Below are 21,144 nucleotides of genomic sequence, written 5' to 3'. Positions count from 1 at the left end.
GCCCCCTCACGCCGCCCGCCGGCCGTCGAGCAGCTCCCCCACGTGGGCGCGGATCTCCTCGACCCGCACCTCCCACGACTCGCCCCGCACCAGCTCCGAGCGCTCGCGGCGCGGCCCGCCCTCGGCGAGCGCGCGTCCCACCGCCGCCAGGAACTCGCCGCGGCTGCGCGCCACCGTGCAGCCCGGCGCCGCCCGCAGCTCCGGGAGGTCGGTGCAGACGTTGGGCAGCCCCGCCGCCACGTACTCGCGCGCCTTGAGCGGGTTCGCGGCGCGGGCCAGCGCGTTCAGCCGGAAGGGCGTCAGCGCGACGTCGAAGCCGCGGCAGTAGCCGGGGAGGTCCGCGTAGGGGCGGTGGCCCAGGAGGTGGACGTTGGGCGCCCCGCGCAGCGCGTCGAGCGGCGCCGCGGTCCGGCCGATCAGGACCACCGAGGCCGCCGGCCAGGCGTCGGCCACCGCGCGCACGAGCCCGAGGTCGATCCAGTCCGCCAGGAGCCCGAAGAAGCCGATCACCGGCCGCGGCAGCCGCGCCAGGTCGTCCGGGACGCGCGTGGCGGGGTCGAGCGCGCGGGCGAAGTGGCGGTGGTCGACCCCGTGCCGCACCAGGCGCACGCGCGGGTGCAGGGCGGACTTGGCCGCGAGGAGCGGCTCCGAGCTGGCGAGGACCAGGTCCGCCCGCGCGAGCAGCTCGCGCTCCAGCTCGGGGACCCGGGCGTCGGCGTCGCTGAAGGCGGAGAACTCGTCCACCACGTGGTAGACGACGAGCGCCTCGCCCAGCGTCCCGGCCACCCCCGCCGCGCTGGGCAGGAACGACCAGCTCACCGGGTGCGCCAGCCCGAGGCGGCGCATCGCGCGGAGCACCTGGAGCCGCACCAGCGCCTGGCTCGCCCGCCGCACCGCCGCGCTCGCGTAGCCGGGCACGTAGAGGGGGGTGAGCACGTGCAGCCCGGGCGCCACCTCGCGCAGCCCGCCCGCCGCCGAGCGGAGCTTCCCGAGCGCGCGCCGCAGGTCGCGCGCGTCGGCGCGCGGCGCGCGGTGCCCCAGCGAGTCCACCCACAGGACGCGGTTCTCGCGCGCGAGGATCCGCATGAGGTGCGTCTTCGAGAGCGGGTCGCCGGCCCAGTCGTTCGAGAAGCAGACGATGTCGGTGCCGGAGAGCGCGCGCACGGGGGTCACGGCCACGAAGGTGGGGCCTCCGCCGGAGCGGCGGAATCCCTCGGCAGGGACGGCGGGCGGGCGAGCGCCCGGTACAGCTCGAGGAGGTCCAGGAACGGATCGCGCGCGGGCGCGACGCCGCCCGGCGGAGGCGGCGCGGGGAGCGCGGCGGCCTCGGCCAGGCGCGCCGCCAGCGCGGCGGCGTCGCCGGCCGGGAAGAGCAGGCACCCGGCGGGCCGATGCCCGACCGCGCTCGCCACCACCCGCCGGCCCAGCGCGAGCGCCTCGCGCACCGACAGCGCGTCACCGTCCGCGCGGGTGGGCCGCACGAACACGTCCGCCCCGGCGATGACCGCCAGCGCGCCGCGGTGGTCGAGCTCGCCGAGCGCCAGCACCCCCCCGCCGAGCCCCGCCGACGCCAGCGCCCCGCGCTCGGTGCCCGGCCCGAAGACCGCCAGCGCCGCCCGCGGCTGCCGTGCCCGCAGCGCCGCGAAGGCGGGGAGCAGGAGGTCCTCGCCGTAGGTCGGTCCCGGCGCCAGCGCGGCCGCGAAGACGGGCGCCCGCGCCGCCCGCAGGCCGGCGAAGCCGCGCGGCGGAGCGCCGGGGACGAGCGCGGCGGCCACGAAGGCGGGCAGCACCTTCACCCGGTGGGCGGGGACCCCGCAGCCGTGGAGCGCCTCGGCGATGGGCGCGCTCACCGCCAGCACCTGGCCGAACGCGGCGCAGGCGCCCCGCGCCGTCCGCCGCGCGGCGGCGCTCCGCGCCAGGTAGGCGGGGCAGAGGCCGGAGTGGAGCGTGAGGACCGCCGGCGGCGACCCGGGCAGCCGGGCCCGGGCCGCGGCCGCGGCGACCGTCCAGCTCCTCGGGTTCGCGCCGCCGGTGTGGACGTGGACGAGCCGCCGCTCGGCCGCGGCCGCGGCCAGCGCGGCGGCGAACCGCAGCGCGCCGCGCGCGGGCACCACCCCCTGGGCGCGGTGGTCGCCCCGCCCGATGTCGAGCACCCGCACGTCCAGGCCGGCGGCGCGGAGCGCCCGGGCCAGCGCCGCGACGTGCACGGCCACCCCGCCGTGCGGGGGCGGGTAGTCGCCGACCAGGGCGATGCGCGGCGCGCTCACCCCGCCGCCCGCTCCGCCGCGCGCGCGACCGGCCCCTCCTCCGGCCGGTCAGGACGCTCGCCGGTCACCGGGCGCTGCCACCCCAGCGCCTCGAAAACGCCGTCGAGGTTGCAGGCGGCCACCGCGGCGCTGTAGCGCGTCGCGCCGAGCGTGCTGTTCTCCCAGATCGTCTTCCGCTTCAGCGCGAAGAGGTCGCCCCCGCGGCGGTTCTCGACGTCCTCGGTGGTCGCGGCGGTGGCGAACCCCGCCTCGGCCACGGCCGCGCGGATCTTGGGGCTGTGGTAGCCGTTCGGGTAGGCGAAGTGCCGCGCGCGCTCCCCCAGGCGCTCCGCGAGGTGCTCGCGGCAGCCGCGGATCTCGGCCCGCGCCTGGGCGAGCGGCACGTTCACCAGCGCGACGTGCTCGACCGAGTGACCGCCCACCTCCACCCCGCCCGCCTCCAGCGCGCGGAGCTCGTCCCAGCCCATGATCCGCGTCTCGGGCGGCAGATCCTGCTCGCGCATCCCGAGCCGCCGCTCCAGCGCCTCGGCGATGGCCCGCAGCCGGTCGTGGGGGAGGCGCGCGATGAGGCGATCGAGCGTGGCGCCCGGCACCCCGCCGGCGCAGGCGTCGAGCAGCGCCTGCAGCTCGGGGGCGAGGCCCGCCGCCTCCGGCAGCAGCCTGCGCCGCTGGAGCTCGGTGAGCGAGGCGAACAGCCGATCGTGCAGCAGCCGCCGCGCGGTCCCGACGTAGCCGGTGGGGACGTAGACCGCGGCCGGGAGGCGCAGCTCGCGCAGCACCGGGAGCGCCACCTCGTGCACGCCGGCGTAGCCGTCGTCGAAGGTGACCACCGCCACGTCCGGCCCGCGCGCCGCCGCGCCCGCCGCCGGCTCGGCCAGCACCGCGCGCGCCTGGTCGAGGGTCACGATCTCGCGCTCGCGGGCCAGCTGCTGCAGCTGGCGGCGCAGCGTCTGCCGCGAGACGAGCAGCGACGGGAGCACCCGCCGGGACGGCTCCGCCAGCTCGAGGGTGGGCAGGTGATAGGACAGGATGAGCACGCGCGGCCCGCCGGCGGCGCGCCGCGCCACCGAGCGGACCAGCCAGCGCGCCCCGGCCGCGCAGAGCGCCCCCGCCACCGCCGCCTTGGCCGCGCGCCGCACCACCCAGGTCGCGCTGTTGTCCGCCCGCTCGCCGGTCATGTCGCGTCCTCCCGCGCCTCGGCCTCGCCACCGCCCGCCCGCCCTGCCGCGCCGGCGAGGCCGTTCGCCGCCAGCTCCCGCCGCACCCGCCGCAGCGCCGTCCACACCCCCGCCGGCGCGAGCGCCCGGGCGGCGCCGCGCGCCCGGCGGAAGACCTCCTCGGCCGCGGCCTCCGCCTCCGGCCGGAGCCCGGGCGCGCGCAGCCTGAGCGCGCAGGTCTCGCGCCGGTCGGCGGCCCAGTCGAGCTTGTGCGGCTCGGTCCCGCGCAGGAAGTCGTAGTCGGAGAGGCCGCGCGCGTACGCGTCCTCGACGGTGCGGCCGAGCAGGACGAGCCCCGGGCTGCGCGCCGCCCAGGCCGGGTCCATGCCGGACTGGTAGTACGAGAAGCGCCGCATGAGCTCGATCCCGTACACGGCGGCGATGGACCGCCCCTCCACCTCCAGCCGGTAGAGCCGCAGCCACCCGCGCGCCGCCAGCAGCGGGGCCAGCTCGCGGTGGAACTCCTCCACCAGGCCGCGCGGGATCCCGTCCGAGCCGCCCTCCGGGTCCCAGCGCAGGTGGTGCAGGCGCAGGAAGTCCTCCATGGCCGGCCCGGCCTCCTCGGGCGAGGACGCCACCGCGATCCGGTAGCCGGGCTGCCGCTCGAGCCAGCGCCGGCGGCGCAGGAAGGTGTCGCGCCGCCGGAAGCCCGCCAGGTGCGCGGCGAAGGTGCCGCGGAGGGCGAACCCCGGACAGACGAAGCGCGGCTCGACCGTCGCCTTCACCCCGCGCGGGCGCAGCGCGGCGCGGAACGCCGCCACGGTCGCGCTGCCGCAGGGCAGGTCCTCGAGATCGAGGAAGTCCCAGCGCGGCAGGGCGGCCCCCAGCGCCCGGGCGAAGGCCTCGCGCACCGGCGCGTCGAAGCCCGGGCGCGCCAGGACGTCCAGCGCGTCGGTCCCGGTGAGCCCGTTCGTGAGGAGCCCCCAGCGCCGGGCGACCCCCAGCGCCGGGCGCGCCGAGAGGACCAGCAGCCCGGCCAGCCGCTCGCCGCGATCGCGCGCCTCCAGGATCCAGAGCGGGCGGCGCTGCGCGAAGGTGCGCCAGAACGTGAACTGCCACTCCCAGGAGAGGAACGGGTTCCCGCCGGCGCGCGCGAGGAACAGCTCGTCCCACTCCGGCCGGAGCGCGGCCAGCCGCGCCGGGTCGTCGCTCTCCACCACCCGCACCGGCGGCAGGACCTGGTTGCGCGCGGGGTTCACGGGAGCGCCTCCTCGACCGCCGCGGCCAGGTAGGCCATGTCGTCCGGGTCGAGATCCTGGTGCAGCGGCAGCTCCAGCACGCGCCGGCGCAGGGCCGCCACCTCGGGGAAGCCGGCCTCGTCGCAGGCGGGGTGGCCGGTGTTCCAGAACTCGACCGTCTCGATCCCGCGCGCGGCGAGCCGCTCCGCCACGCCGGCCTTGTCCTCGACCAGGAGCGGGTAGAACAGCGGGCAGACGCCGGGCGGGAGCTCGAGCTGCACCGGCGGGGCCAGCTCGCGCAGCCGGGCGAAGAGCAGGAACCAGTTGCGCCGGCGCGCCTGGACCGCTTCCTCGAAGTCCACGTTCTCGAGGATGACGCGGGTGAGCGCGCTCATGCCGACGTCGGCCGCGGCGGGGTCGAAGTGCATCGTGCCGGTGGCGAGCGGCCCGACGTGGAGGGCCGCCCGGACCGCGCGCTGCGACCGCCGCAGCCCCTCCCGCACCGCCTCGCCGGCGGGCCCGCCGCGGCGCGCGAGGTGCGCGAGCAGGCTGCCGGTGGCGTGCGAGAGCGTGCTCGCGAGCGGCGCCGCCCGGGCCGGACCCGCCGCGTCGAGCGGGCGGTTCAGGGCGAGGATCCCGCCGTTCGGCACCGGCAGCGACTTGTAGAGGCAGAAGATGCCCACGTCTCCGCGCGCCCCCAGCGGCTCCGCGCCGTCCCGGGAGAGCAGCGCCAGCGCGCAGTCTTCGAGCACCGCCAGCCCGCGCCGCCGGGCGAGCGCGAGCAGCGCGTCCATGGGCTGCGGGAAGCCGAGGTAGTGGATGACGTAGAGCGCCCGGGTGCGCGGCCCGACGCTCTGCTCGAGGTGCTCGAGATCGAGGCGCATCCGCGCGTCCACGCGGACGAACCGCGGGACGGCCCCGGCCGCGACCAGCGCCTCGACCTCCACGCCGTGGTGGTAGGCGGGGACGAGGACCTCGTGACCGGCGAGCCCCAGCAGGCGCGCCGCCTCCCACACCGCGTTGCGGGCGAAGTAGTAGCGCCGCACCTCGGCGCCGCCGAGCGGGAACGGCGCGGGTCCGGCCCGGAGCCGCGGGACGAGCAGCCGCGGCGAGAGCGTCGGCAGGGCGGTCAGCACCCGCCGGCCGGGCGGCCGCGCGGCGAGCAGCCCGGGGCTGCGCGCGGTCTCGGTCAGCGTCGCCACCATTCCACCACCTCCCTCGCCAGCGGCTTCAGCCGGTGCTTCACCGCGTGCAGCGCCGCCCCGGCCACCCCGGGGCGGTAGACGTACAGCCAGTCGTGCGGCCGGTGATCGGGGGCCCAGTCGCGCTTCCACGGCATGTCCGGCCCCAGGAAGTCGAGCTCGGCCAGGCCCGCCGCCTCGCATTCGGCGAGCACCTCGCGCAGGAGGAGCTGCCCGGGCGAGCAGGCGCCCAGCGCCTCGTCGTAGGCCGGCTTCGGGAGCGCGTACACGCCCCGGTAACGGAGGCCGAAGTGCATCGCCACGGGACGGCCGTCGAGCTCGAGCGCGCGCAGCGCGAGCCACCCCTCGCGCGCCCCGGCGCGGGCCAGCGCCCGGTAGAAGGCGACCGCGCGCGGGTCGCGGGCGATGGCGCTGCCGCGCGCCCCCTTCCAGCCCGCCGCCTCCAGGGCCATGAAGCGCTCCAGGTAGTCCTCCACCTCTTCGCCGCCGTCCACCCGGCGGCAGGCGACCGCGCCCGCCTCGGAGAGCTTCCGCAGGCGCCGCCGGAGGTTGGCCGTGAACTTGGCGGGGAGCCGCGCCTCGCGGGGCGCCCCCCCCAGGGCGAGGAAGGGCGACCGGAGCGACTCCCAGCGGCCGGTGAGGTGCCGGTCGGCGCGGGCGGCCGCCTCCAGGTGAAGCGAGGTGGGGCCGGCCCGCGGCAGGTCGCGGAGCACCAGCACGTCCCAGCGCACGCGGTCGCGCAGGTGCGCCCACAGCGCCTCGACGGCGCCGGCCGGGTCGGCGCCCAGCACCCACTCCACGCGCGGCGTGTGGTCGTTGGCGGGGGCGGAGAGCACGGTCAGCCCGCGGCGGCGCGAGGCGATGAGCGGCGCCAGGCCGGCGGCGCGCCCGGCGCGGTCGCGCGCCACCAGCACGGTCAGCTCGGCGCCGGGCGCGAACGCCTCCAGCCAGGCGGCGTGCCACGCGTGCCGGTGGTACGGCGCGTCCACCGGCCCCGAGGCCAGGAGCGCGTCCCACGCCCCCCGCAGCGCGGCGAAGCCGCTGGCGCCGGCGACCTCCTCTACCCGGTAACCGCCGGGCGCGGCGCCGGGCGCCGGTCCGCCGGCCCGCGCCGGCGCGCCCTGGACCTCCGGCGAGATCATTCGACCGTCACGGACTTGGCGAGGTTGCGCGGCTGGTCCACGTCGCGCCCGAGCGCGACCGAGAGCTCGTAGGCGAGGAGCTGCAGGGGGGCGGCGGCGAGCAGCGGGTTGAGCGGCTCCGGCGCCGGCGGCAGCCAGAACACCGCGTCGGCGAGGCGCGCCAGCTCGCGGTCGCCCTCGGTTCCGATCGCCACCACGAACCCGTCCCGCGCCTTCACCTCCTCGAGGTTGGAGAGCGTCTTGGCGTGGAGCCGGTCCTGCGGCGCGACCACCACCACCAGCGTCTGCGGGCCGACCAGCGCGATGGGCCCGTGCTTCATCTCGCCGGCGGGGTAGCCGTCCGCGTGGAGGTAGGTGATCTCCTTCAGCTTCAGCGCCCCCTCCAGCGCCAGCGGGAACCCGTAGCCGCGCCCGAGGTAGAGGGCGCCGCGCTTGTCGAGCAGACGCGGCGCGAGCGCCCGGGCCTGCGCGGCCACCTCGGGCAGCATCGCCTCGAGCTGGTCGGGCACGCGGCCCAGGGCGGCCAGGAGCTCGCGCGCGCCCGACTCCGAGAGCGTGCCCCGCAGCCGGCCGAGGTGCGCCGCGAGGAGGAACAGGGTCGCCACCTGGGTCGAGAACGCCTTGGTGGACGCCACCGAGATCTCGGGCCCGGCCCGCGTGTAGAGGACGCCCTCGGCCTCGCGGGCGATCGAGCTCCCCACCACGTTCACCACCGCCACCGGGCGGGCGCCGCCGGCCGCCGCGGCGCGCATCGCCGCCAGGGTGTCCGCCGTCTCGCCCGACTGGCTCACCGCCACCACCAGCGCCTTGCCGCCGCCCTCCGCGCCGAGCGGCAGCGCCGGGCGGTAGCGGTACTCGCTCGCGACCTCGGCCGAGGCGCGCAGCCGCGCCAGCTCGGCGAGGTGGCGCGTCGCGACCAGGCCCGCGTGCCAGCTCGTGCCGCAGGCGATGAGCTCGACGTGCTCGAGCGCCCGGGCCTCGCCGGCCCCCAGCGCGAGCTCCTCGAGCCGCGGCAGCCCGTCGAGCCCGACGCGGCCGCAGAGCGTGTCGCGCAGGGCCCGCGGCTGCTCCAGGATCTCCTTCCGCATGAAGTGGGGCTCCCCGCCCTTCTCGGCGGTCGCGAGATCCCACTCCACCCGGGCGGCGTGGCGGACCGTGCGCGCGCCGTCGAGGAGCCGCGAGACCTCGACGCCGTCGCGGGTGAGGATCGCCACCTCGCCGTCGTCGAGCACGAGCTGATCGCGGGTGAAGGGCAGGAGCGCCGGGATGTCCGAGGCGAGCAGCCGCTCCCCCTCGCCCTCGCCGACGATGAGCGGGGAGCCGTGCCGCGCCGCGATCAGGACCTCCGGGTCGTCGGCGGAGAGGACCGCCAGCGCGAAGGTGCCCTCGACCCGCCGCAGCGCGCGCCGGACCGCCTGCGCCAGCCCGTCGCCGTTCCGCTGCGACTCGACCAGGTGGGCCAGCACCTCGGTGTCCGTCTCCGAGGCGAAGCGGTGCCCGGCCGCCGCGAGCTCCTCCTTCAGCTCGCGGTAGTTCTCGACGATGCCGTTGTGCACCACCGCGATCCGCCCCTGGCAGTCGGGGTGGGGGTGGGCGTTCCGGTCGCTCGGCCTGCCGTGCGTCGCCCAGCGGGTGTGGCCGATGCCGGTGCGCGCGCCGTGCCCGGCGCCGAGCAGCGCGCCCGCCAGGGCCGAGACGCGGCCGGTGGCCTTGTTGATGACGACCCGCCCGCCCACCAGGAAGGCCGCCCCGGCGCTGTCGTAGCCCCGGTACTCGAGGCGCCGCAGGCCCTCGACCAGGAAGGGCGCCGCCTCACGCCCGCCGATGTAGCCGACGATGCCGCACATGACGCGCTCCTCTCCGCCCGGTCAAGGTTCCCGCGCCGGCGGCGGGTATCACTTCGCCCCCCGCCCCGTCAGCACGATCTTCGCGGTGTGGAAGAGGCAGACGAGGTCGAGGAACAGCGACGTGTTCTTCACGTAGTAGAGGTCGTACTCGAGCTTGCGGGCCTGCTCCTCCATGGTGGAGCCGTAGCGGTACTTGAGCTGCGCCCAGCCGGTGAGCCCCGGCTTCACGAGCTCGCGCAGCGTGAAGAGCGGCCAGCGCCGCTTGAGCTCGTCGAGGAAGACGGGCCGCTCCGGGCGCGGGCCGACGAAGCTCATCTCGCCGCGCAGCACGTTCCAGAGCTGCGGCAGCTCGTCGAGCCGCGTCCGGCGCAGCAGCCGGCCGACCGGCAGCACGCGGGGATCCGCCTCGGTGGCCCAGACCGCGCCGGTCGCCTCGGCGTCGCGGCGCATGGTGCGGAACTTCCAGATGCGGTACGGGCGGCCGCCGCCCCCGGTGCGCTCCTGCGAGTAGAGGATGGGGCGCCCGTCGGCGGCCGCGACCGCGGCGGCGGTGAGCAGCATGACCGGGCCGGCGGCGAGCAGCATGCCCACCGCCAGGCCGAGGTCCACCGCGCGCTTCACCGCCCGCCGGACCGGGCCCGCCCGGAACCCCTCGTCGAAGATGAGCGCGCTCGGCCGGAGGAGGTCGAGCGGGATGCGCTTCAGCGTCGCCTCCGCGAACGCCACGTCGCTCATGACCTGCACGCCGTGGGTGCGGCAGGCGAGGAGCGCGTCCACCGGCAGGCCGGCGCGCCGGTCCTCCACCGCCACCACCACCACCTCGGCCCGGAGCCGCCGCGCCAGCTGGTCGACGGCGCCGGCGAAGGGCAGCGCGGGGTCGGCCGAGCGCGAGCCGCCGTTCGAGTCCGCGAACCCCACCACCTCGAACAGCCCGTCGGCCTCGGTCTCGACGTCGCGCGCGAGCTTCCGCGCCCGGGCGCCGGTGCCGAGCACGAGCACGCGGGTCGGGGCGCCGACCACCGCCGGCATGGCGGCCCGGACGGCGATCACCGCCAGCGCCCCGCCCGCCGCCGCCAGCACCAGCGAGCGGCGCGGGATCCACCCCATGGGCACCACCACCGGCAGGGCGAGGTACGCCAGGGCCAGCACCACCACCGCCACCCCGAGCGCCCGCAGCAGCCGCCGGCCGTCGAACCGGTCGCGGGCGGCCGAGCGGAGATCGTAGAGGTCGCCGAAGTAGAGCGCCCCCGCGAAGGCGAGCGCGGCGATGGCCGCGCGCAGGAAGGCGGCCCCGAGCCCGTGCTCGCGGGTGACGAGCGGGTGCGCCACCGGCCCGAGCGACATCCCCGCCAGCAGCGCCAGCACGAGCGCGCTCTCCTCGGCGATGAAGAAGGCCGCCTTGCGGCCCGAGAACCAGTGGTTGAAGACCCGGACCACGTCGCCGCCTACGGGGCCGAAGCCTCGTGGCGGAGGTAGCGCGCGTACCCTGGCTCCTCCACGCCGTTGAGGACGATCCCGAGCAGCCGATCCCCGAGCGCCTCCACCGCCAGCCGCACCAGCTCGCGCGGCGTCTCGCCCGCCTTCACCACCAGCAGCATGCCGTCGACGGTGCCCTCCAGGCGCGCCGCGTCGGAGAGCGCCAGCGCCGGCGGGGCGTCGAGCACCACCAGCGGGAAGGAGGCCCGCAGCGTGTCGAGCGTCATGGCGAGGCGCGGGTGGCGGAGGAGCGCCGCCGGGTCGCGCGCCTCGCCCGCGCACAGCACCATCACCCCGTCGACGCGCGCCAGCGCCTGCTGCAGCTCGACCTCGCCCTGCACCACCCCGGCCAGCCCGCCGTGCGGCTCGAGCTCGAACAGCGCGGCCAGGCTGGGCCGGCGCAGGTCGCACTCGACGAGCGCCACCTCGCGGCCCTCGCGGGCGGCGGTGAGCGCGAGGTTGGCGGCGGTCATGCTGCGGCCCTCGCCCCGGGCGCAGGAGGTGACCGCGACCACGCGCATGGGCCGGGCGGCCTTCATCCGGTCGAGCCGGGCCAGCAGCACCCGGTACTGCTCGGCCGCCATGGAGTCGGGGCGCGCCAGCGCCAGCAGGCGGCCGTCCTCCTGCGGCGGCGGGGGCGCGGTGAGGCGGTTCTCGGCGGGGACGGGCATGGGGTTCTCCTCTCCTTCTCCCAGTCTCAGGCGTGCTCGCCGGCGCGGCGCGGCCCGATGCGGGGGATGGCGGCCAGCACCGGCACGCCGAAGGCGCTCGCGTCCTGCGGCCCGCGCAGGGTGGTGTCGAAGTACTCGCCGGCCGCGACCGCCAGCAGCGCGGCGCCGAGCGCCGCCGCCAGAGCCACCAGCGCCAGGTTGACCCGGTTCGGCCCGGCCGGGCGGCTCGGCGCGACCGCGGCCTGCACCACCCGGAACAGCCCGGAGGCGTCGGCCGCCAGGAGCGCCTCGGCGGCGCGCGCGTCGGCCGCCCGCGAGAGCGTGCTCGCGTACTTCCCGCGCAGGGTCTCGTAGTCGCGCGCGAGGATCCGGTACTGCTCGCCGAGCTGCGGCGCCGCGTCCAGCCGCCGCTGCACGGCCCCGAGCTCCTTCTGCAGGCGCGCCACCTCCGCCTCGTTGGTCCGGATCTCGTCGTCGATGCGGGCCACCTGCGCGTCGACGCGCTCCTTCACGAACGTCTTCTGCGAGTCGCCGCTGCGCGCCGTCACCACCTGGTACTGGCGCTCAAGCCGCTTCACCTCGGGGTGCTCGGCGCCGTACATGGCGCGCGCCGTCTCGAGCCGCCGCAGCACGTCCTCGGCGTTGCCGCCGGCGAGCCCGGCGGTGCTGAACGCCTCCGGGATGGCCGCGAAGGCGGCGGTGCGGCGGCGCCTCGCGTCCGCCAGCGTGCCGAGGCGCAGGTCGATCTGCGCCATGAGCGTGGCGGCCGCGCGCTGGTTGGCCTCGCTCGCCTCCGGCACCTCCAGCGCGTGCTCGGCCTTGAACGCGACGAGCTTGCGCTCCTCGCCGGCCAGGCGCTGCGAGACCTCGTCCAGCTGCGCCTGCAGCGCGCCGGCCAGGTTCTTCGCCTGGTCCTGCATCACCTGGCGCGTCAGCTCGGCGTAGTAGCGGGGGATGAGGTCGGCGGCCTTGGCCACCTTGGCCCGATCCGCCCCGCGCACCTCCACCACGAAGAGCAGCGACGGCGGCCCGCCCGCCACCTCGCCCTCCAGGCGCACCTCGACCGCGCGGCGGAGCTTCTCGATGGCGTCGTCCGGGTGCGCCTTCCAGCCGGGGACGAAGTCGGTCTCGGCCAGCACCCGCTCCAGCACCGGGCGGGCGAGCACGCCGTGCTTGAGGGTGCGCATGCGCTCGTCGAACGAGGTCACGGAGGTCGGGAAGAAGTCGTGCGGCACCTGGTGCGGCTCGATCTGCATCACCGAGTCGGCCCGGTACTCGTCCGGAGTCCCCACGATGGCGACGGCTCCGATGATCAGCACGACCGCGGCCACCCCGAGCGCCAGCCACCGGCGGCGCCGCACGGCCTCGACCATCTCGCGCAGCGTGTAGGTCCTCTCCATCCCGCCCCCCTAACGATGCTCCAGCTCCCAGCCGACCCGGAGCCCGACGATGTTCCGGTCGTACAAGCTAGTGCCTGCGTCCAGCCGCGCGAACCGGGACCCAGCGAGCGCCACCTTCACGTTGCGCAAAAAGAAATACGCAAGCTCTCCTTCCAGGCCGTACCCCGTCGCGCCGTTCGCCCCCCAGGGGATGTCGCCGCTGCGCCACAGGCCCCCGTCGGCGTGCAGGTGGACCTTCCGGGTGATCTTCCAGGTGAAGGCGCCCTCCGCGGAGTCGAAGAGCCCGGGCGTTCCGAAGATGCCGAGGCCGACGCCGTGCTTCAGGGTGAGCCGCACGTCGCCGGCGCGGCTCGCGCCGAGGAGCTGGGCCAGCGCCTGCGGCAGGACCTGCGTCCCGCCCGCGGCGGGGTTCCAGAAGGCGGGGCCCGCCTGCAGCTCGAGGGTGAGGTGCCGCGTCCAGCGGTAGCGCAGCAGCCACTGCAGCTCGTGCGCGGTGGCGTGACCCGCACCCGGCGTCAAGGCCTGGAAGTAGTCGAAGCGGTAGATGGCGCCCATGTCGAGGCGGTGCCCGAGCCTCCGCGCCAGCTCGACGCCCGGCGTGTGCGAGGCGGAGCCGGTCCCATCCCCGAAGCGCACCACGTACTCGGCGAGGGTGCCCGCCACCGTCCAGTCGTGGTCGAGGCGCCAGGCACCGCGCAGCCCGGCGCGCGCGACGAGGCCGGTGGTCGAGCCCGCCCCGAAGATGCCGAGCCGCGCCAGGCCGACCGGGTCGGAGGCGTAGGTCGCGGTGGCGTCGCCGTCGAACTTGAAGCGCGCGCTCGGGGTGAGGTGCAGCACGAGCTTGCCGCGCTGGTTCCACACCGTCTGGGCGCTCCGGGCCACCGCGGCCGACGGGTACGCGAGGAGATCTCCGCCCGCCACGGCGGCGAAGCTCCAGGTGTGGTCGCGGAGCTGCAGCCCGAGGTCGGGCGCGAGGATCCCCACCCCGGCCCCGCGGCCGTCGTACATCACGTTGGAGTCGTAGCCGCCCTCGAGTGAGAGACGGGCGAGGGGATCCACCTGCACGCTCGCCGCCGCCCGCGCTCCGGAGCACAGCCCCGCGGCCAGCAAGACCGCCTGGCCGAGCCGTCGCGTCCCCATCGCCCGTCTCCTCCTCGGCCCCCGGCCCACGCCGCGCCGGCGGGCAACCGGTTCACGGAACGTAGAGCACGTCGCCCGGCGAGAGCCAGAGCGCGCCCTCGACGTCGCCGTGGACCAGCTCCTTGAGCGAGAGCCGCACCTTCTCCTGCTTCCCGTCGGGCTTCTGGCGCAGCCACACCACCTCGTCCCCGGCGAACTCGTTGGTGCCGCCGGCGGTGGCGAGCGCCTGGGTCACCGAGATGGCGCCCCGCAGCGGGAAGGTGCCCGCGTGCGTCACCTCGCCCATGACCGAGAAGCGGGGGCCGTTGATCTCGCGGACGAGCACCGCCACCGCGGCGTCCTTGACGTAGGGCGTGAGGGCGGTCGTCAGCGCGGTGCGCAGCTCCGCCGGGGTCTTCCCCGCCGCCTGGACCTCGCCGGCCAGCGGCAGCGCGATGAACCCGTCGGGCCGCACCGGCATCACCCGGGTGAGCTCCGGCTCGTGCCACACCACGATCTCGAGCACGTCCTCGCGCCCGATCCGGTACTCGGAGGGCGGCTGCGTCGCGACGCGCTCACCCTTCGTGGTGCTGGCGCAGGCGGCTGCGGCAAGGGACAGCAGCAGGGTCATTCGGCGCATGGCGGTGTCGTTCTCCTGGGGCGCTCCGCGGACCGGTCCATGGACGGTCCGCCGCCCGGCTGCGCAGCACCCTACGCACGCCGCGTGCCACGGCCTGACGGGGGATGGGGCCGGCCGCGCGCGCCTCTCCGCCGGCGAAAAGCGCGGCGCCCGCTGCGAGGGCGCTCGGCGTCCGGGCGGCCGACGGTGAAAACGTTTCCGCTCTCGGGCCCCGGCGCTTCCTCGACCGCGGCGCTCCCGCGGCGTTGCCCCGCGACGGGCGCGACATGACCTTGTCTCAGGTGACGGTGGGGACGGTTCCCGGGAGAGGACGAGGCATGCTCAGGGCGGCGGCGTGGACGGTGGGGCTGTTCTCGCTGGGCGGGGGCATCTGCCACCTGTTCCCCGGCCCGATCGTGGAGCCGCTCGTGCTCCTCGCGCTGGGCGCGACCTTGTTCTTCGTGAGCGGGCGCTCGCCCGCGCCGCGCGCCGAGAGCGCGCCGCCGGCCGCGGACGACGTCGCGCCGCGCGTGGCGCGGCCCTGAGCGAGCGGTTGCCGGTCGCCGCCGCGCGGGCGAGCGCGCCCGGGCGCGCGGCCGCCGGCCCGCGAGGCCACCCCTTCACTCGATCAGGGCGGCGTTGCGCGGATCGACGATCTCGCAGTCCTTGATCTTGTAGAGCAGCGCCTTGTAGCTGATCTGCAGGCGCTTGGCGGCCTTGCGCTTGTTCCAGCCCGTCCGGCCCAGCGCGCGGATGATGGCCTCGCGCTCCGCGATGCGGGCGGCGCGCTTCCCGACCTCCTTGAGCGGCGCGTCCTCGGGGAGCGGCGCGTGCAGGGCGGCGCCGGCCGGCGCGGGGGCGGGCGCCGCCGGCGCGGCGTGCGGCGGCTCGGGCGCGGCGGCGCGGGCGGGCGTCAGCTCGCCCAGCACCATGCTCGGATCCTTCAGCACCACCAGGCGGCGGACGAGGTTCTCCAGCTCCCGGACGTTCCCCGGCCAGTCGTAGGCGTGGAACCGCTCCATCACGTCGTCCGGCACGCGGTCGAGGCCGCCCTGGTAGCGCCGGCGGTACTTCTCCACGAAGTGGTGCACGAGCGGCTCGATGTCCTCCTTGCGCTCGCGCAGCGGCGGCACGCGCAGGGTGACGACGTTGAGCCGGTAGTAGAGATCCTCGCGGAACGTGCCCGCCTCGATCTCCGACTCGAGGTCGCGGTTCGTCGCCACCAGCACCCGCGCGTCCACCCGGAGCGAGCGCTTGCCGCCCACCCGGTAGAACTCCTCGTCCTGCAGGACCTGGAGGAGCTTCGCCTGCAGCCGCGGGTCCATCTCGCCGATCTCGTCGAGGAAGATGGTGCCGTGGTTCGCGAGCTCGAACTTGCCCGGCTTCTCGGCGTGAGCGCCGGTGAAGGCGCCCTTCTCGTGCCCGAACAGCTCGCTCTCCAGGAGCTCGCCCGGCAGCGCGGCGCAGTTGATCTTCACGAACGGCTTGTCGGCGCGGTGGGAGAGCGCGTGGATGCGCCGCGCCACCACGTCCTTGCCCACGCCGCTCTCCCCGACGAGCAGCACCGGGACGTCGGTGTCGGCCACCCGCTGCGCCAGCCCCCACACCCGCTCCATCGCCGCCGAGAGCGTGATGGGCGGCGAGAGCGCTTCGTCGCCGCTGGCGGACGCGAGGCGCGGGCCGGCGCGGCCAGGCGCCCGGCTGTCCAGGGCGCGGCGCAGGACGAGGTCCAGCTCCGAGGGATCGAAGGGCTTCGGCAGGTAGTCGGCGGCGCCGAACTTCATGGCCTTCACGACGTTCTCCGCCTCGGAGAGGCCGGACAGCACGACCACCGCCGCCTGACCCTGCGAGGCGCGATAGCGCCGCAGGAGCTCGAAGCCGTCCATGTCCGGCATGACGAGGTCGAGCAGCACGGCGTCGACGTCGCTGCGCGCCTGGAGCGCGGCGAGCCCCTCGCCGCCGCTCGCGGCCGTCCGCACGCGGTACCCCGCCATCCCCAGGTACTCGCAGAGCGCCGAGCGGGTCGGGGCGTCGTCCTCGACGACCAGGATGGTGGCGTTGCGGTCCATCGCGGGGCACCTCCGTCCGGCGTCGTCTCCGTGGCGGCGGCCGCCCTGTTGGGCCGCTCTCCTGCCCTGGGACGCCCAGCATTTGCCGCTGCGAGGAAGCTGCGTTCCGCGGTCGATTCCCGCACCTGCCCGATCGCGGCGCCCGGCGATCCGGCTGGCGCCTGCCCGTCACCCCGCCGCCGGGGGAGCCGCGGCCGCGTCGCGCGGCGGCGAGCGCGGGCCCGGGCCCGGGCGCGGGTCCCCCTCCCCTCCCGGCCGCGGCCGTGCGATAGAGACCGCGTGCGCCTCTCCCGCTCTCGCGTCGCCCTGCGCGCCGCGCTGCTCGCCGCCGGAGGCGGCTTCATGCTGTGGCGCGCCGCGGAGGCGCGTCGGGCCGCCCGCGCGCTCGAGGGGGGCGAGGCGGCGCTCGCCTCGCGCATGGCCCTCGTCTGGGCGCTGGTCGGCGCGCTCGCGCTCCTCACCGCCGCCGCCGCCGCGCTGGCGCTCAGGCCGCGGCGCCGGCAGAAGTCGCTGCGGCTCGACGACCTGCCGGGCGCGCGCGGCGGCGGACCGCGCCCTCAGTAGATGCGGCCCACCTCCGCCCCCGAATAGTAGGCGCGGAGGATCTCCCGGTAGTCCTGGCCCGCCTCGGCGCGGCCGACCGCGCCCCACTGGCACATGCCCGCGCCGTGGCCCCAGCCGCCTCCCCGGACGACGAGCGCCGGCCCCTCGCGGTCGAGCGCGATCATCGCGCTCGGCAGGTTTCCCAGGAAGCGGCGGATGCGCAGCTCGCCCTCCACCACCCCGGTCCCGGTCTCGCCGGTGACGGTGAGCGAGCGCGCGCGGCCCGACACCCCGCGCGAGGTCACCTCGAGCTGCACCACGTGCCCGACCCCCAGGGGTGCGGCGAGCGCGTCGAGCTCGGCCGGCGAGAGCCGGCGCTCCCAGCGCCACCGCTCCCGGGGCGCGCCGCGGGCGCGGGCACACCACGCCTGGGGGGGCGCGGCGAGGAAGGCGCGCAGCCGCGCCTCGTCGCGCAGCCCGCCCGCCCAGGCCTGGGCGGCGCCCGGGGGCAGATCGGGGTGACCGCGCAGGCTCGCGTCGGGTGGGACCGGCCACACCGCGTCGTTGTCCTCGCCGTGCCCGCCGCACAGGGCGGAGTAGACCGCGTCCACCAGCGCCCGGTCGGCGCGGCCGAAGAGCGCCTCGCCGGCGGTCTCGCGCACGGCGGCGTCGGTGGCGGCGGTCTGGGCCGCCTCGCCGCGGTAGGCCTGGCAGTGCACCTCGCTGCAGAGCACCCACGGGTCGGTCAGGTGGCGCGTCCCGATCTGCGCCAGGACGTTGGAGCGCGCGGTCACCGCCTGGGCCTTGAGCGCCTCGCGCGCCGCGCCGGCGGGGATCTCGCTCGGGACGAGCCCGCGCAGGAGCTCCTCGAGCGGCACCGCCAGCACCGCCGCCAGCCGGCCGGAGGCGTCGAGCGTGACGTGGAGCCGCCCGCGGTAGGCGCGGTCCTCCCGGCCGTGCGCCGCGTAGCCGACGTCGTGCTCGACCGCGCTCACCACCACCCCGGCGTCGCCGTCCACCTCCAGCGTGAGGAGCGCGTCCGCGGCCGCGAGCCGCCGCCCCGCCGCGTCCAGCACCTCGAGCTGCCCGGTCGGGCGGCGCACCACCTCGCTGAAGGTGCCGGTGCGGCTGCCGTACTGCGCCAGCGCCTCCTCCGCGAACTCGTGGGCGAACCCCTCGCTGCCGTCGCCGCTCGCGAGGAGCACGACGCGGCGGCTGTCCACCACCCGCCCGGCGATGCCGTAGATCCCGCCGGTGAGGCGCTGCTCCACCGCCACCCCGCGCTCCTCCCACAGCCGGCGGAGGGCGGCCAGCCGCGCGCGGTCGGCGAACACCGCCTCCCCGAGCAGCGGGTGGTGCGCGAGCGCCGCCGGGAGGGCCCCCACCGCCCGCACCCGGAGCGCCTCGCCGGCCGGGACCTCGAGCACGGCCCCGCCGCGCGCGCGCAGCCGGGCGCGGGCCCGCGGGCGGAAGGCGACCTCGGCCTGGCCCTCCATGAGCCGCACCGTCACGAGCGGCGCGCCGCCGGCGGCGAAGTTGAGCCGGTGGCTCCAGAGGAGGTCGAGCGCGTCGTCCGGCTCGCGCCGGGCGGGCTGCTGCACGGCCTCCGGGGCCGGCAGCGGCGGCGGCAGCGGGTGGGGGGCCGGGGGCGCGAGATCGCTCGCGGCGAGCCAGAGCGCGGCCAGGAGGCGCGTCACCCGCCCTCCTCCAGCCGCCGCGCCTTGCGCGCGGCGAGCCCGGCCGCGATCTCCCGCGCGCGCTCCGGCGGCGCGGCCGCCGCCTCGGCGAGGAGCGCCCGCTCCTCCTCCTCGCGCGCGCGGAGCGCCTCCAGCATGGCCGCGACGTCCGCGCCGAGGCCGCCCAGGAGGTCGCCGCGCCGGAGCGGCCGCGGCCGCGGGAGCACCCCGGCCGCCACCGCCCGGCAGCTGCGCCCCAGCGCGAAGGCCGGCCCGGCGATGCGGTGGGCCCCCACCACCGCGGCGACGCCGAGCGCCACGATCACCACCGCCAGCACCGCCGCCAGCAGCGCGATGCGGCGCCGGTCCTCGGCGCGGAGGAGCGCCGCCACGACCTCGTCGGCCCGGGGATCGGTCAGCGCCACGAGCCGCGAAGCCTCGCGGTAGGCGCGCCACACCTGCCAGCCGAGCGCGAGCGACAGCGCGCTCGCCACCGCCGCCAGCGAGGCGCCCAGGCGGAGCTGCAGGGCGGGGTCGAGCACGAGGCTCTTCCAGCGGCGGCGGGGGCTGGCGCGGCGCGGCGCGGTCTTCATGGCGGGGCTCCTCCCATCGCGGGGCGTCTCCGGCTCACGGCGCCTCGAGAAGGCGCCGCGCCAGGTCCTCGCACAGGCTGCCGGCGGCGGCGGCGAAGGCCTGCGCCTCGAGCTCCTCCACCGGCGCGCCCGCCGCGGCGGTGCGAGCGCGGGCGCCTCCCTCCACCATCGCCGCGATCCGGCCGCTCCCGTCCACCGCGACCACCGAGGCCTTCACCTCGACCCGCGCACCGCCGCCGGCGCGCGAGAGGTCCACCCTGAGCACGGCCGGCTTCAGGTGGTACCCCGCCGCCGCGCGCCCGTCCACCACCGCGAAGCCGCGCCGCGGCAGCTCGGCCGCCAGCGCGCGCTGGAGCGCCGCGCGCGCCGCGGCGCCGCCGCCCTGCGGCTCCTCCAGCACCACCGCCCGGGCGCCCCGCAGCAGCACGTCGAGCGCGCGGCTCGCCGCCTCGCGCACGCTCGGGTCGGGGTCGCGGGCCGAGGCGTCCCGGAGCGCCCACCGGGCCGACGGATCGCCCAGCCGCTGCAGCGCCGAGGCCGCCGCGACGCGCACGGCCGCCGCCTCGTCCTCGGTGAGGGTCCGGCACAGCGCCGGGACCGCCCCGCGGCCGGCGCGCCCCGCCAGCACCTCGGCCGCCCGGGCTCGCACCTTGCGAGAGGGGTCCTGCCGGAGCGCCGCCAGGGCCCGCGCCGCCTGCGCGTCCCCGGCGCGGGCCGGGGGCGTCGCCGCCAGCGCCGCGGCGGCCAGGAGGGCGTGGAGGGGGAACCTGGACATCCGCCGCGACTCTATCCCGGCCCGCCGGCGGCGCGGTCGGCCCTGGCGCGGAACAGCGCCCCGAGCCGGGTGGTCACCGGACCCACTCGCCCCCCGCCCGCGGGCCGGCCGTCGAGCGAGGTCACCGGCAGGATCTCGCGCGCGGTGGAGGTGAGGAAGAGCTCCTCCGCCCCGGCCAGATCCGCGGGGAGGAGCGGCGCCTCGCGCGCCGGCAGCCCGGCCTCGCGCGCGAGCTCCAGCACGAGGGCGCGCGTCACGCCGGCCAGGATGCCGGCCCCGAGCGGCGGGGTCACGAGCGCGCCGGCGCGCACGGCGAACACGTTGGAGGAGGCGCCCTCCGTCACCTGCCCGCCCGCTCCGAGCAGGAGCGCCTCGTGGGCGCCGGAGGCGCGCGCCTCGCGGACGGCGAGCACGTTCGCGAGGTGGGCCCCCGTCTTCGCGCCCGGATCAACCGCGCCGGGCGCCTCGTGGCGCACGCCCACGATCCGGCAGCCGACCCCGGCGCGGTAGGCGGCCAGCGGCGGCGCGCGCAGCGGGCTCGCGATGACGAGCGCGCGCGGCTCGACCGCGAGCGCAGGGTCGAGCCCGAGCTCGCCCGCGCCGCGCGTCATGATGACGCGCAGCGAGAGCTGGCCCTGGTTCCAGGGCGCGGCCTCCGGGTCGGGGTCGGCCTCCGGCGGGACCGCCGCCAGGGTGGCGAGCAGCTCGCGCCGCGTGCGCGGCGCGTCCCAGGCCGGCTCCAGGCCGAGCCGCCCGGCCGAGCGCGCCAGCCGCGCGAGGTGCGCGTCGAGCTCGAAGGGGCGGCGCCGGTACGTGCGCACCACCTCGTAGACGCTGTCGCCGTAGAGGAACCCGCGATCGAAGACCGAGATGGTCGCCTTCGCGGGCGGGACGAGCTTCCCGTCCAGGTTCACCACCGTCGCCATGTCCCCTCCGGGAGTGGGCCAGGAAATTGACCATGCGGTCGGGTGGGGAGATATCTCTCGATGTCATGCCTCACGATGTCGAGTGCACCCACTGCCGCGTCCTCATGACGACCTGGTCGGCCGCCGGCAGCCCGGTGCGCTACTGGCAGTGCCCATTCTGCAACCGGACCCACTCCTCGCTCTACAGCGAGGTGTTCCGGGCCGGGGCCGGGGCGCGCCGCGTGGAGGCCGCCCCCCCCTCCGGCGCGGCGGGGCCGCCGCAGGCGAGCGCCGACGAGATCGCCTGGGCGCGCCTCAAGGCGCGCGCGGCGCGCTGGTTCGCGCGGCTGGAGCAGGAGCAGCTCCCGGCGGCCGTCCGTCCGCCGAGCGCGGCTGCCCCCGCGCCGCGCCTCGCGACCGCCGCCGCCCGCCGCGTCCGCTGAAG

General features: G+C 77.5%; 20 protein-coding genes. 3 read left to right on the top strand and 17 right to left on the bottom strand.

The features are described 5' to 3' along the window. Positions 1-6: 6 nt before the first annotated feature. Genes HWY08_RS05180 through HWY08_RS05125 form a run of 12 tightly spaced genes read right to left on the bottom strand, consistent with a single transcriptional unit; the run spans position 7 to position 14,159 of the window. Positions 7-1,164 (bottom strand): glycosyltransferase, encoded by a 1,158-nt coding sequence (locus tag HWY08_RS05180; RefSeq protein WP_176063950.1) that lies wholly within the window; start codon positions 1,162-1,164, stop codon positions 7-9. 5 nt (positions 1,165-1,169) lie between these two features. Beyond that, positions 1,170-2,267, bottom strand: a complete 1,098-nt coding sequence (locus HWY08_RS05175) for a glycosyltransferase (RefSeq protein WP_176063614.1) — start codon at positions 2,265-2,267, stop codon at positions 1,170-1,172. After that, on the bottom strand, positions 2,264-3,445 hold the full coding sequence (locus HWY08_RS05170) for a polysaccharide deacetylase family protein (protein WP_176063611.1): 1,182 nt from the start codon (positions 3,443-3,445) through the stop codon (positions 2,264-2,266). The genes HWY08_RS05175 and HWY08_RS05170 overlap by 4 nt, the downstream gene beginning before the upstream one ends. Next, on the bottom strand, positions 3,442-4,683 hold the full coding sequence (locus tag HWY08_RS05165; protein ID WP_176063609.1) for a GNAT family N-acetyltransferase: 1,242 nt from the start codon (positions 4,681-4,683) through the stop codon (positions 3,442-3,444). The genes HWY08_RS05170 and HWY08_RS05165 overlap by 4 nt, the downstream gene beginning before the upstream one ends. Next, complete coding sequence (locus HWY08_RS05160) at positions 4,680-5,864, bottom strand: DegT/DnrJ/EryC1/StrS family aminotransferase (protein WP_371869295.1); 1,185 nt, start codon at positions 5,862-5,864, stop codon at positions 4,680-4,682. The genes HWY08_RS05165 and HWY08_RS05160 overlap by 4 nt, the downstream gene beginning before the upstream one ends. Then, positions 5,852-7,006: a GNAT family N-acetyltransferase gene (locus HWY08_RS05155; protein WP_176063604.1), complete on the bottom strand. Its 1,155-nt coding sequence runs from the start codon at positions 7,004-7,006 to the stop codon at positions 5,852-5,854. The genes HWY08_RS05160 and HWY08_RS05155 overlap by 13 nt, the downstream gene beginning before the upstream one ends. Next, positions 7,003-8,853 (bottom strand): glutamine--fructose-6-phosphate transaminase (isomerizing), encoded by a 1,851-nt coding sequence (gene glmS, locus HWY08_RS05150; RefSeq protein WP_176063602.1) that lies wholly within the window; start codon positions 8,851-8,853, stop codon positions 7,003-7,005. Before glmS ends, HWY08_RS05155 begins: the two co-directional genes overlap by 4 nt. Before the next feature lie 48 nt (positions 8,854-8,901). After that, positions 8,902-10,290: an exopolysaccharide biosynthesis polyprenyl glycosylphosphotransferase gene (locus tag HWY08_RS05145; RefSeq protein WP_176063599.1), complete on the bottom strand. Its 1,389-nt coding sequence runs from the start codon at positions 10,288-10,290 to the stop codon at positions 8,902-8,904. An 8-nt stretch (positions 10,291-10,298) separates the two neighbouring features. Continuing rightward, positions 10,299-11,000 carry a CpsD/CapB family tyrosine-protein kinase gene (locus HWY08_RS05140; protein ID WP_176063598.1) on the bottom strand — a complete coding sequence of 234 codons (702 nt, stop codon included), beginning with the start codon at positions 10,998-11,000 and terminating at the stop codon, positions 10,299-10,301. Between the two features lie 26 nt (positions 11,001-11,026). Then, a complete protein-coding gene (locus HWY08_RS05135; RefSeq protein WP_176063596.1) occupies positions 11,027-12,400 on the bottom strand; it encodes a GumC family protein in 1,374 nt (457 codons plus the stop codon). A 9-nt stretch (positions 12,401-12,409) separates the two neighbouring features. Next, the gene (locus HWY08_RS05130; protein ID WP_176063594.1) at positions 12,410-13,540 is read right to left on the bottom strand and encodes a hypothetical protein; all 1,131 of its coding nucleotides are present in this window, start codon (positions 13,538-13,540) and stop codon (positions 12,410-12,412) included. 52 nt (positions 13,541-13,592) lie between these two features. After that, a complete protein-coding gene (locus HWY08_RS05125) occupies positions 13,593-14,159 on the bottom strand; it encodes a polysaccharide biosynthesis/export family protein (RefSeq protein WP_176063592.1) in 567 nt (188 codons plus the stop codon). Positions 14,160-14,476: 317 nt separating this feature from the next. Here HWY08_RS05125 and HWY08_RS05120 point away from each other — a divergent pair, with 317 nt between their 5' ends. Then, positions 14,477-14,683: a hypothetical protein gene (locus HWY08_RS05120; RefSeq protein WP_176063590.1), complete on the top strand. Its 207-nt coding sequence runs from the start codon at positions 14,477-14,479 to the stop codon at positions 14,681-14,683. A gap of 75 nt (positions 14,684-14,758) precedes the next feature. Here HWY08_RS05120 and HWY08_RS05115 read toward each other — a convergent pair whose 3' ends face one another. Next, on the bottom strand, positions 14,759-16,207 hold the full coding sequence (locus HWY08_RS05115; RefSeq protein ID WP_176063588.1) for a sigma-54-dependent transcriptional regulator: 1,449 nt from the start codon (positions 16,205-16,207) through the stop codon (positions 14,759-14,761). Positions 16,208-16,486: 279 nt separating this feature from the next. On the opposite strand from HWY08_RS05115, the gene HWY08_RS05110 reads away from it, so the two are divergent. After that, complete coding sequence (locus HWY08_RS05110) at positions 16,487-16,771, top strand: hypothetical protein (RefSeq protein ID WP_176063586.1); 285 nt, start codon at positions 16,487-16,489, stop codon at positions 16,769-16,771. On the opposite strand, the gene HWY08_RS05105 is transcribed toward HWY08_RS05110, so the two are convergent. The 4 genes from HWY08_RS05105 to HWY08_RS05090 are packed head-to-tail and all read right to left on the bottom strand — an operon-like array spanning position 16,765 to position 20,720. Further along, entirely contained in the window at positions 16,765-18,447 is a 1,683-nt protein-coding gene (locus tag HWY08_RS05105) for a SpoIID/LytB domain-containing protein (protein WP_176063584.1), read from the bottom strand. The two genes, HWY08_RS05110 and HWY08_RS05105, sit on opposite strands and share 7 nt — an antisense overlap. Continuing rightward, a complete protein-coding gene (locus HWY08_RS05100; protein WP_176063582.1) occupies positions 18,444-19,019 on the bottom strand; it encodes a hypothetical protein in 576 nt (191 codons plus the stop codon). The genes HWY08_RS05105 and HWY08_RS05100 overlap by 4 nt, the downstream gene beginning before the upstream one ends. Positions 19,020-19,053: 34 nt before the next feature. Next, a complete protein-coding gene (locus tag HWY08_RS05095; protein ID WP_176063580.1) occupies positions 19,054-19,794 on the bottom strand; it encodes a HEAT repeat domain-containing protein in 741 nt (246 codons plus the stop codon). A gap of 11 nt (positions 19,795-19,805) precedes the next feature. Further along, positions 19,806-20,720, bottom strand: a complete 915-nt coding sequence (locus tag HWY08_RS05090) for an aminotransferase class IV (RefSeq protein WP_176063578.1) — start codon at positions 20,718-20,720, stop codon at positions 19,806-19,808. Between the two features lie 65 nt (positions 20,721-20,785). On the opposite strand from HWY08_RS05090, the gene HWY08_RS05085 reads away from it, so the two are divergent. Further along, positions 20,786-21,142 carry a hypothetical protein gene (locus HWY08_RS05085; RefSeq protein ID WP_176063576.1) on the top strand — a complete coding sequence of 119 codons (357 nt, stop codon included), beginning with the start codon at positions 20,786-20,788 and terminating at the stop codon, positions 21,140-21,142. Positions 21,143-21,144 lie beyond the last annotated feature (2 nt).

It is taken from the genome of Anaeromyxobacter diazotrophicus (assembly GCF_013340205.1).
Taxonomy (GTDB): Bacteria; Myxococcota; Myxococcia; order Myxococcales; family Anaeromyxobacteraceae; genus Anaeromyxobacter_A; species Anaeromyxobacter_A diazotrophicus.
Note: the sequence above shows the minus strand (reverse complement) of the source record. Positions and strands in the feature narration are given on the sequence as shown.

Bases quoted from the DNA above. Each gene is read 5' to 3' on its own strand.
- HWY08_RS05100 (WP_176063582.1), bottom strand. From the start codon at position 19,019: ATGAAGACCGCGCCGCGCCGCGCCAGCCCCCGCCGCCGCTGGAAGAGC.
- HWY08_RS05135 (WP_176063596.1), bottom strand. From the start codon at position 12,400: ATGGAGAGGACCTACACGCTGCGCGAGATGGTCGAGGCCGTGCGGCGC.
- HWY08_RS05155 (WP_176063604.1), bottom strand. From the start codon at position 7,006: ATGATCTCGCCGGAGGTCCAGGGCGCGCCGGCGCGGGCCGGCGGACCG.
- HWY08_RS05130 (WP_176063594.1), bottom strand. From the start codon at position 13,540: ATGGGGACGCGACGGCTCGGCCAGGCGGTCTTGCTGGCCGCGGGGCTG.
- HWY08_RS05125 (WP_176063592.1), bottom strand. From the start codon at position 14,159: ATGCGCCGAATGACCCTGCTGCTGTCCCTTGCCGCAGCCGCCTGCGCC.
- HWY08_RS05085 (WP_176063576.1), top strand. From the start codon at position 20,786: ATGCCTCACGATGTCGAGTGCACCCACTGCCGCGTCCTCATGACGACC.
- HWY08_RS05115 (WP_176063588.1), bottom strand. From the start codon at position 16,207: ATGGACCGCAACGCCACCATCCTGGTCGTCGAGGACGACGCCCCGACC.
- HWY08_RS05090 (WP_176063578.1), bottom strand. From the start codon at position 20,720: ATGGCGACGGTGGTGAACCTGGACGGGAAGCTCGTCCCGCCCGCGAAG.
- HWY08_RS05140 (WP_176063598.1), bottom strand. From the start codon at position 11,000: ATGCCCGTCCCCGCCGAGAACCGCCTCACCGCGCCCCCGCCGCCGCAG.
- HWY08_RS05095 (WP_176063580.1), bottom strand. From the start codon at position 19,794: ATGTCCAGGTTCCCCCTCCACGCCCTCCTGGCCGCCGCGGCGCTGGCG.
- HWY08_RS05120 (WP_176063590.1), top strand. From the start codon at position 14,477: ATGCTCAGGGCGGCGGCGTGGACGGTGGGGCTGTTCTCGCTGGGCGGG.
- glmS (WP_176063602.1), bottom strand. From the start codon at position 8,853: ATGTGCGGCATCGTCGGCTACATCGGCGGGCGTGAGGCGGCGCCCTTC.
- HWY08_RS05170 (WP_176063611.1), bottom strand. From the start codon at position 3,445: ATGACCGGCGAGCGGGCGGACAACAGCGCGACCTGGGTGGTGCGGCGC.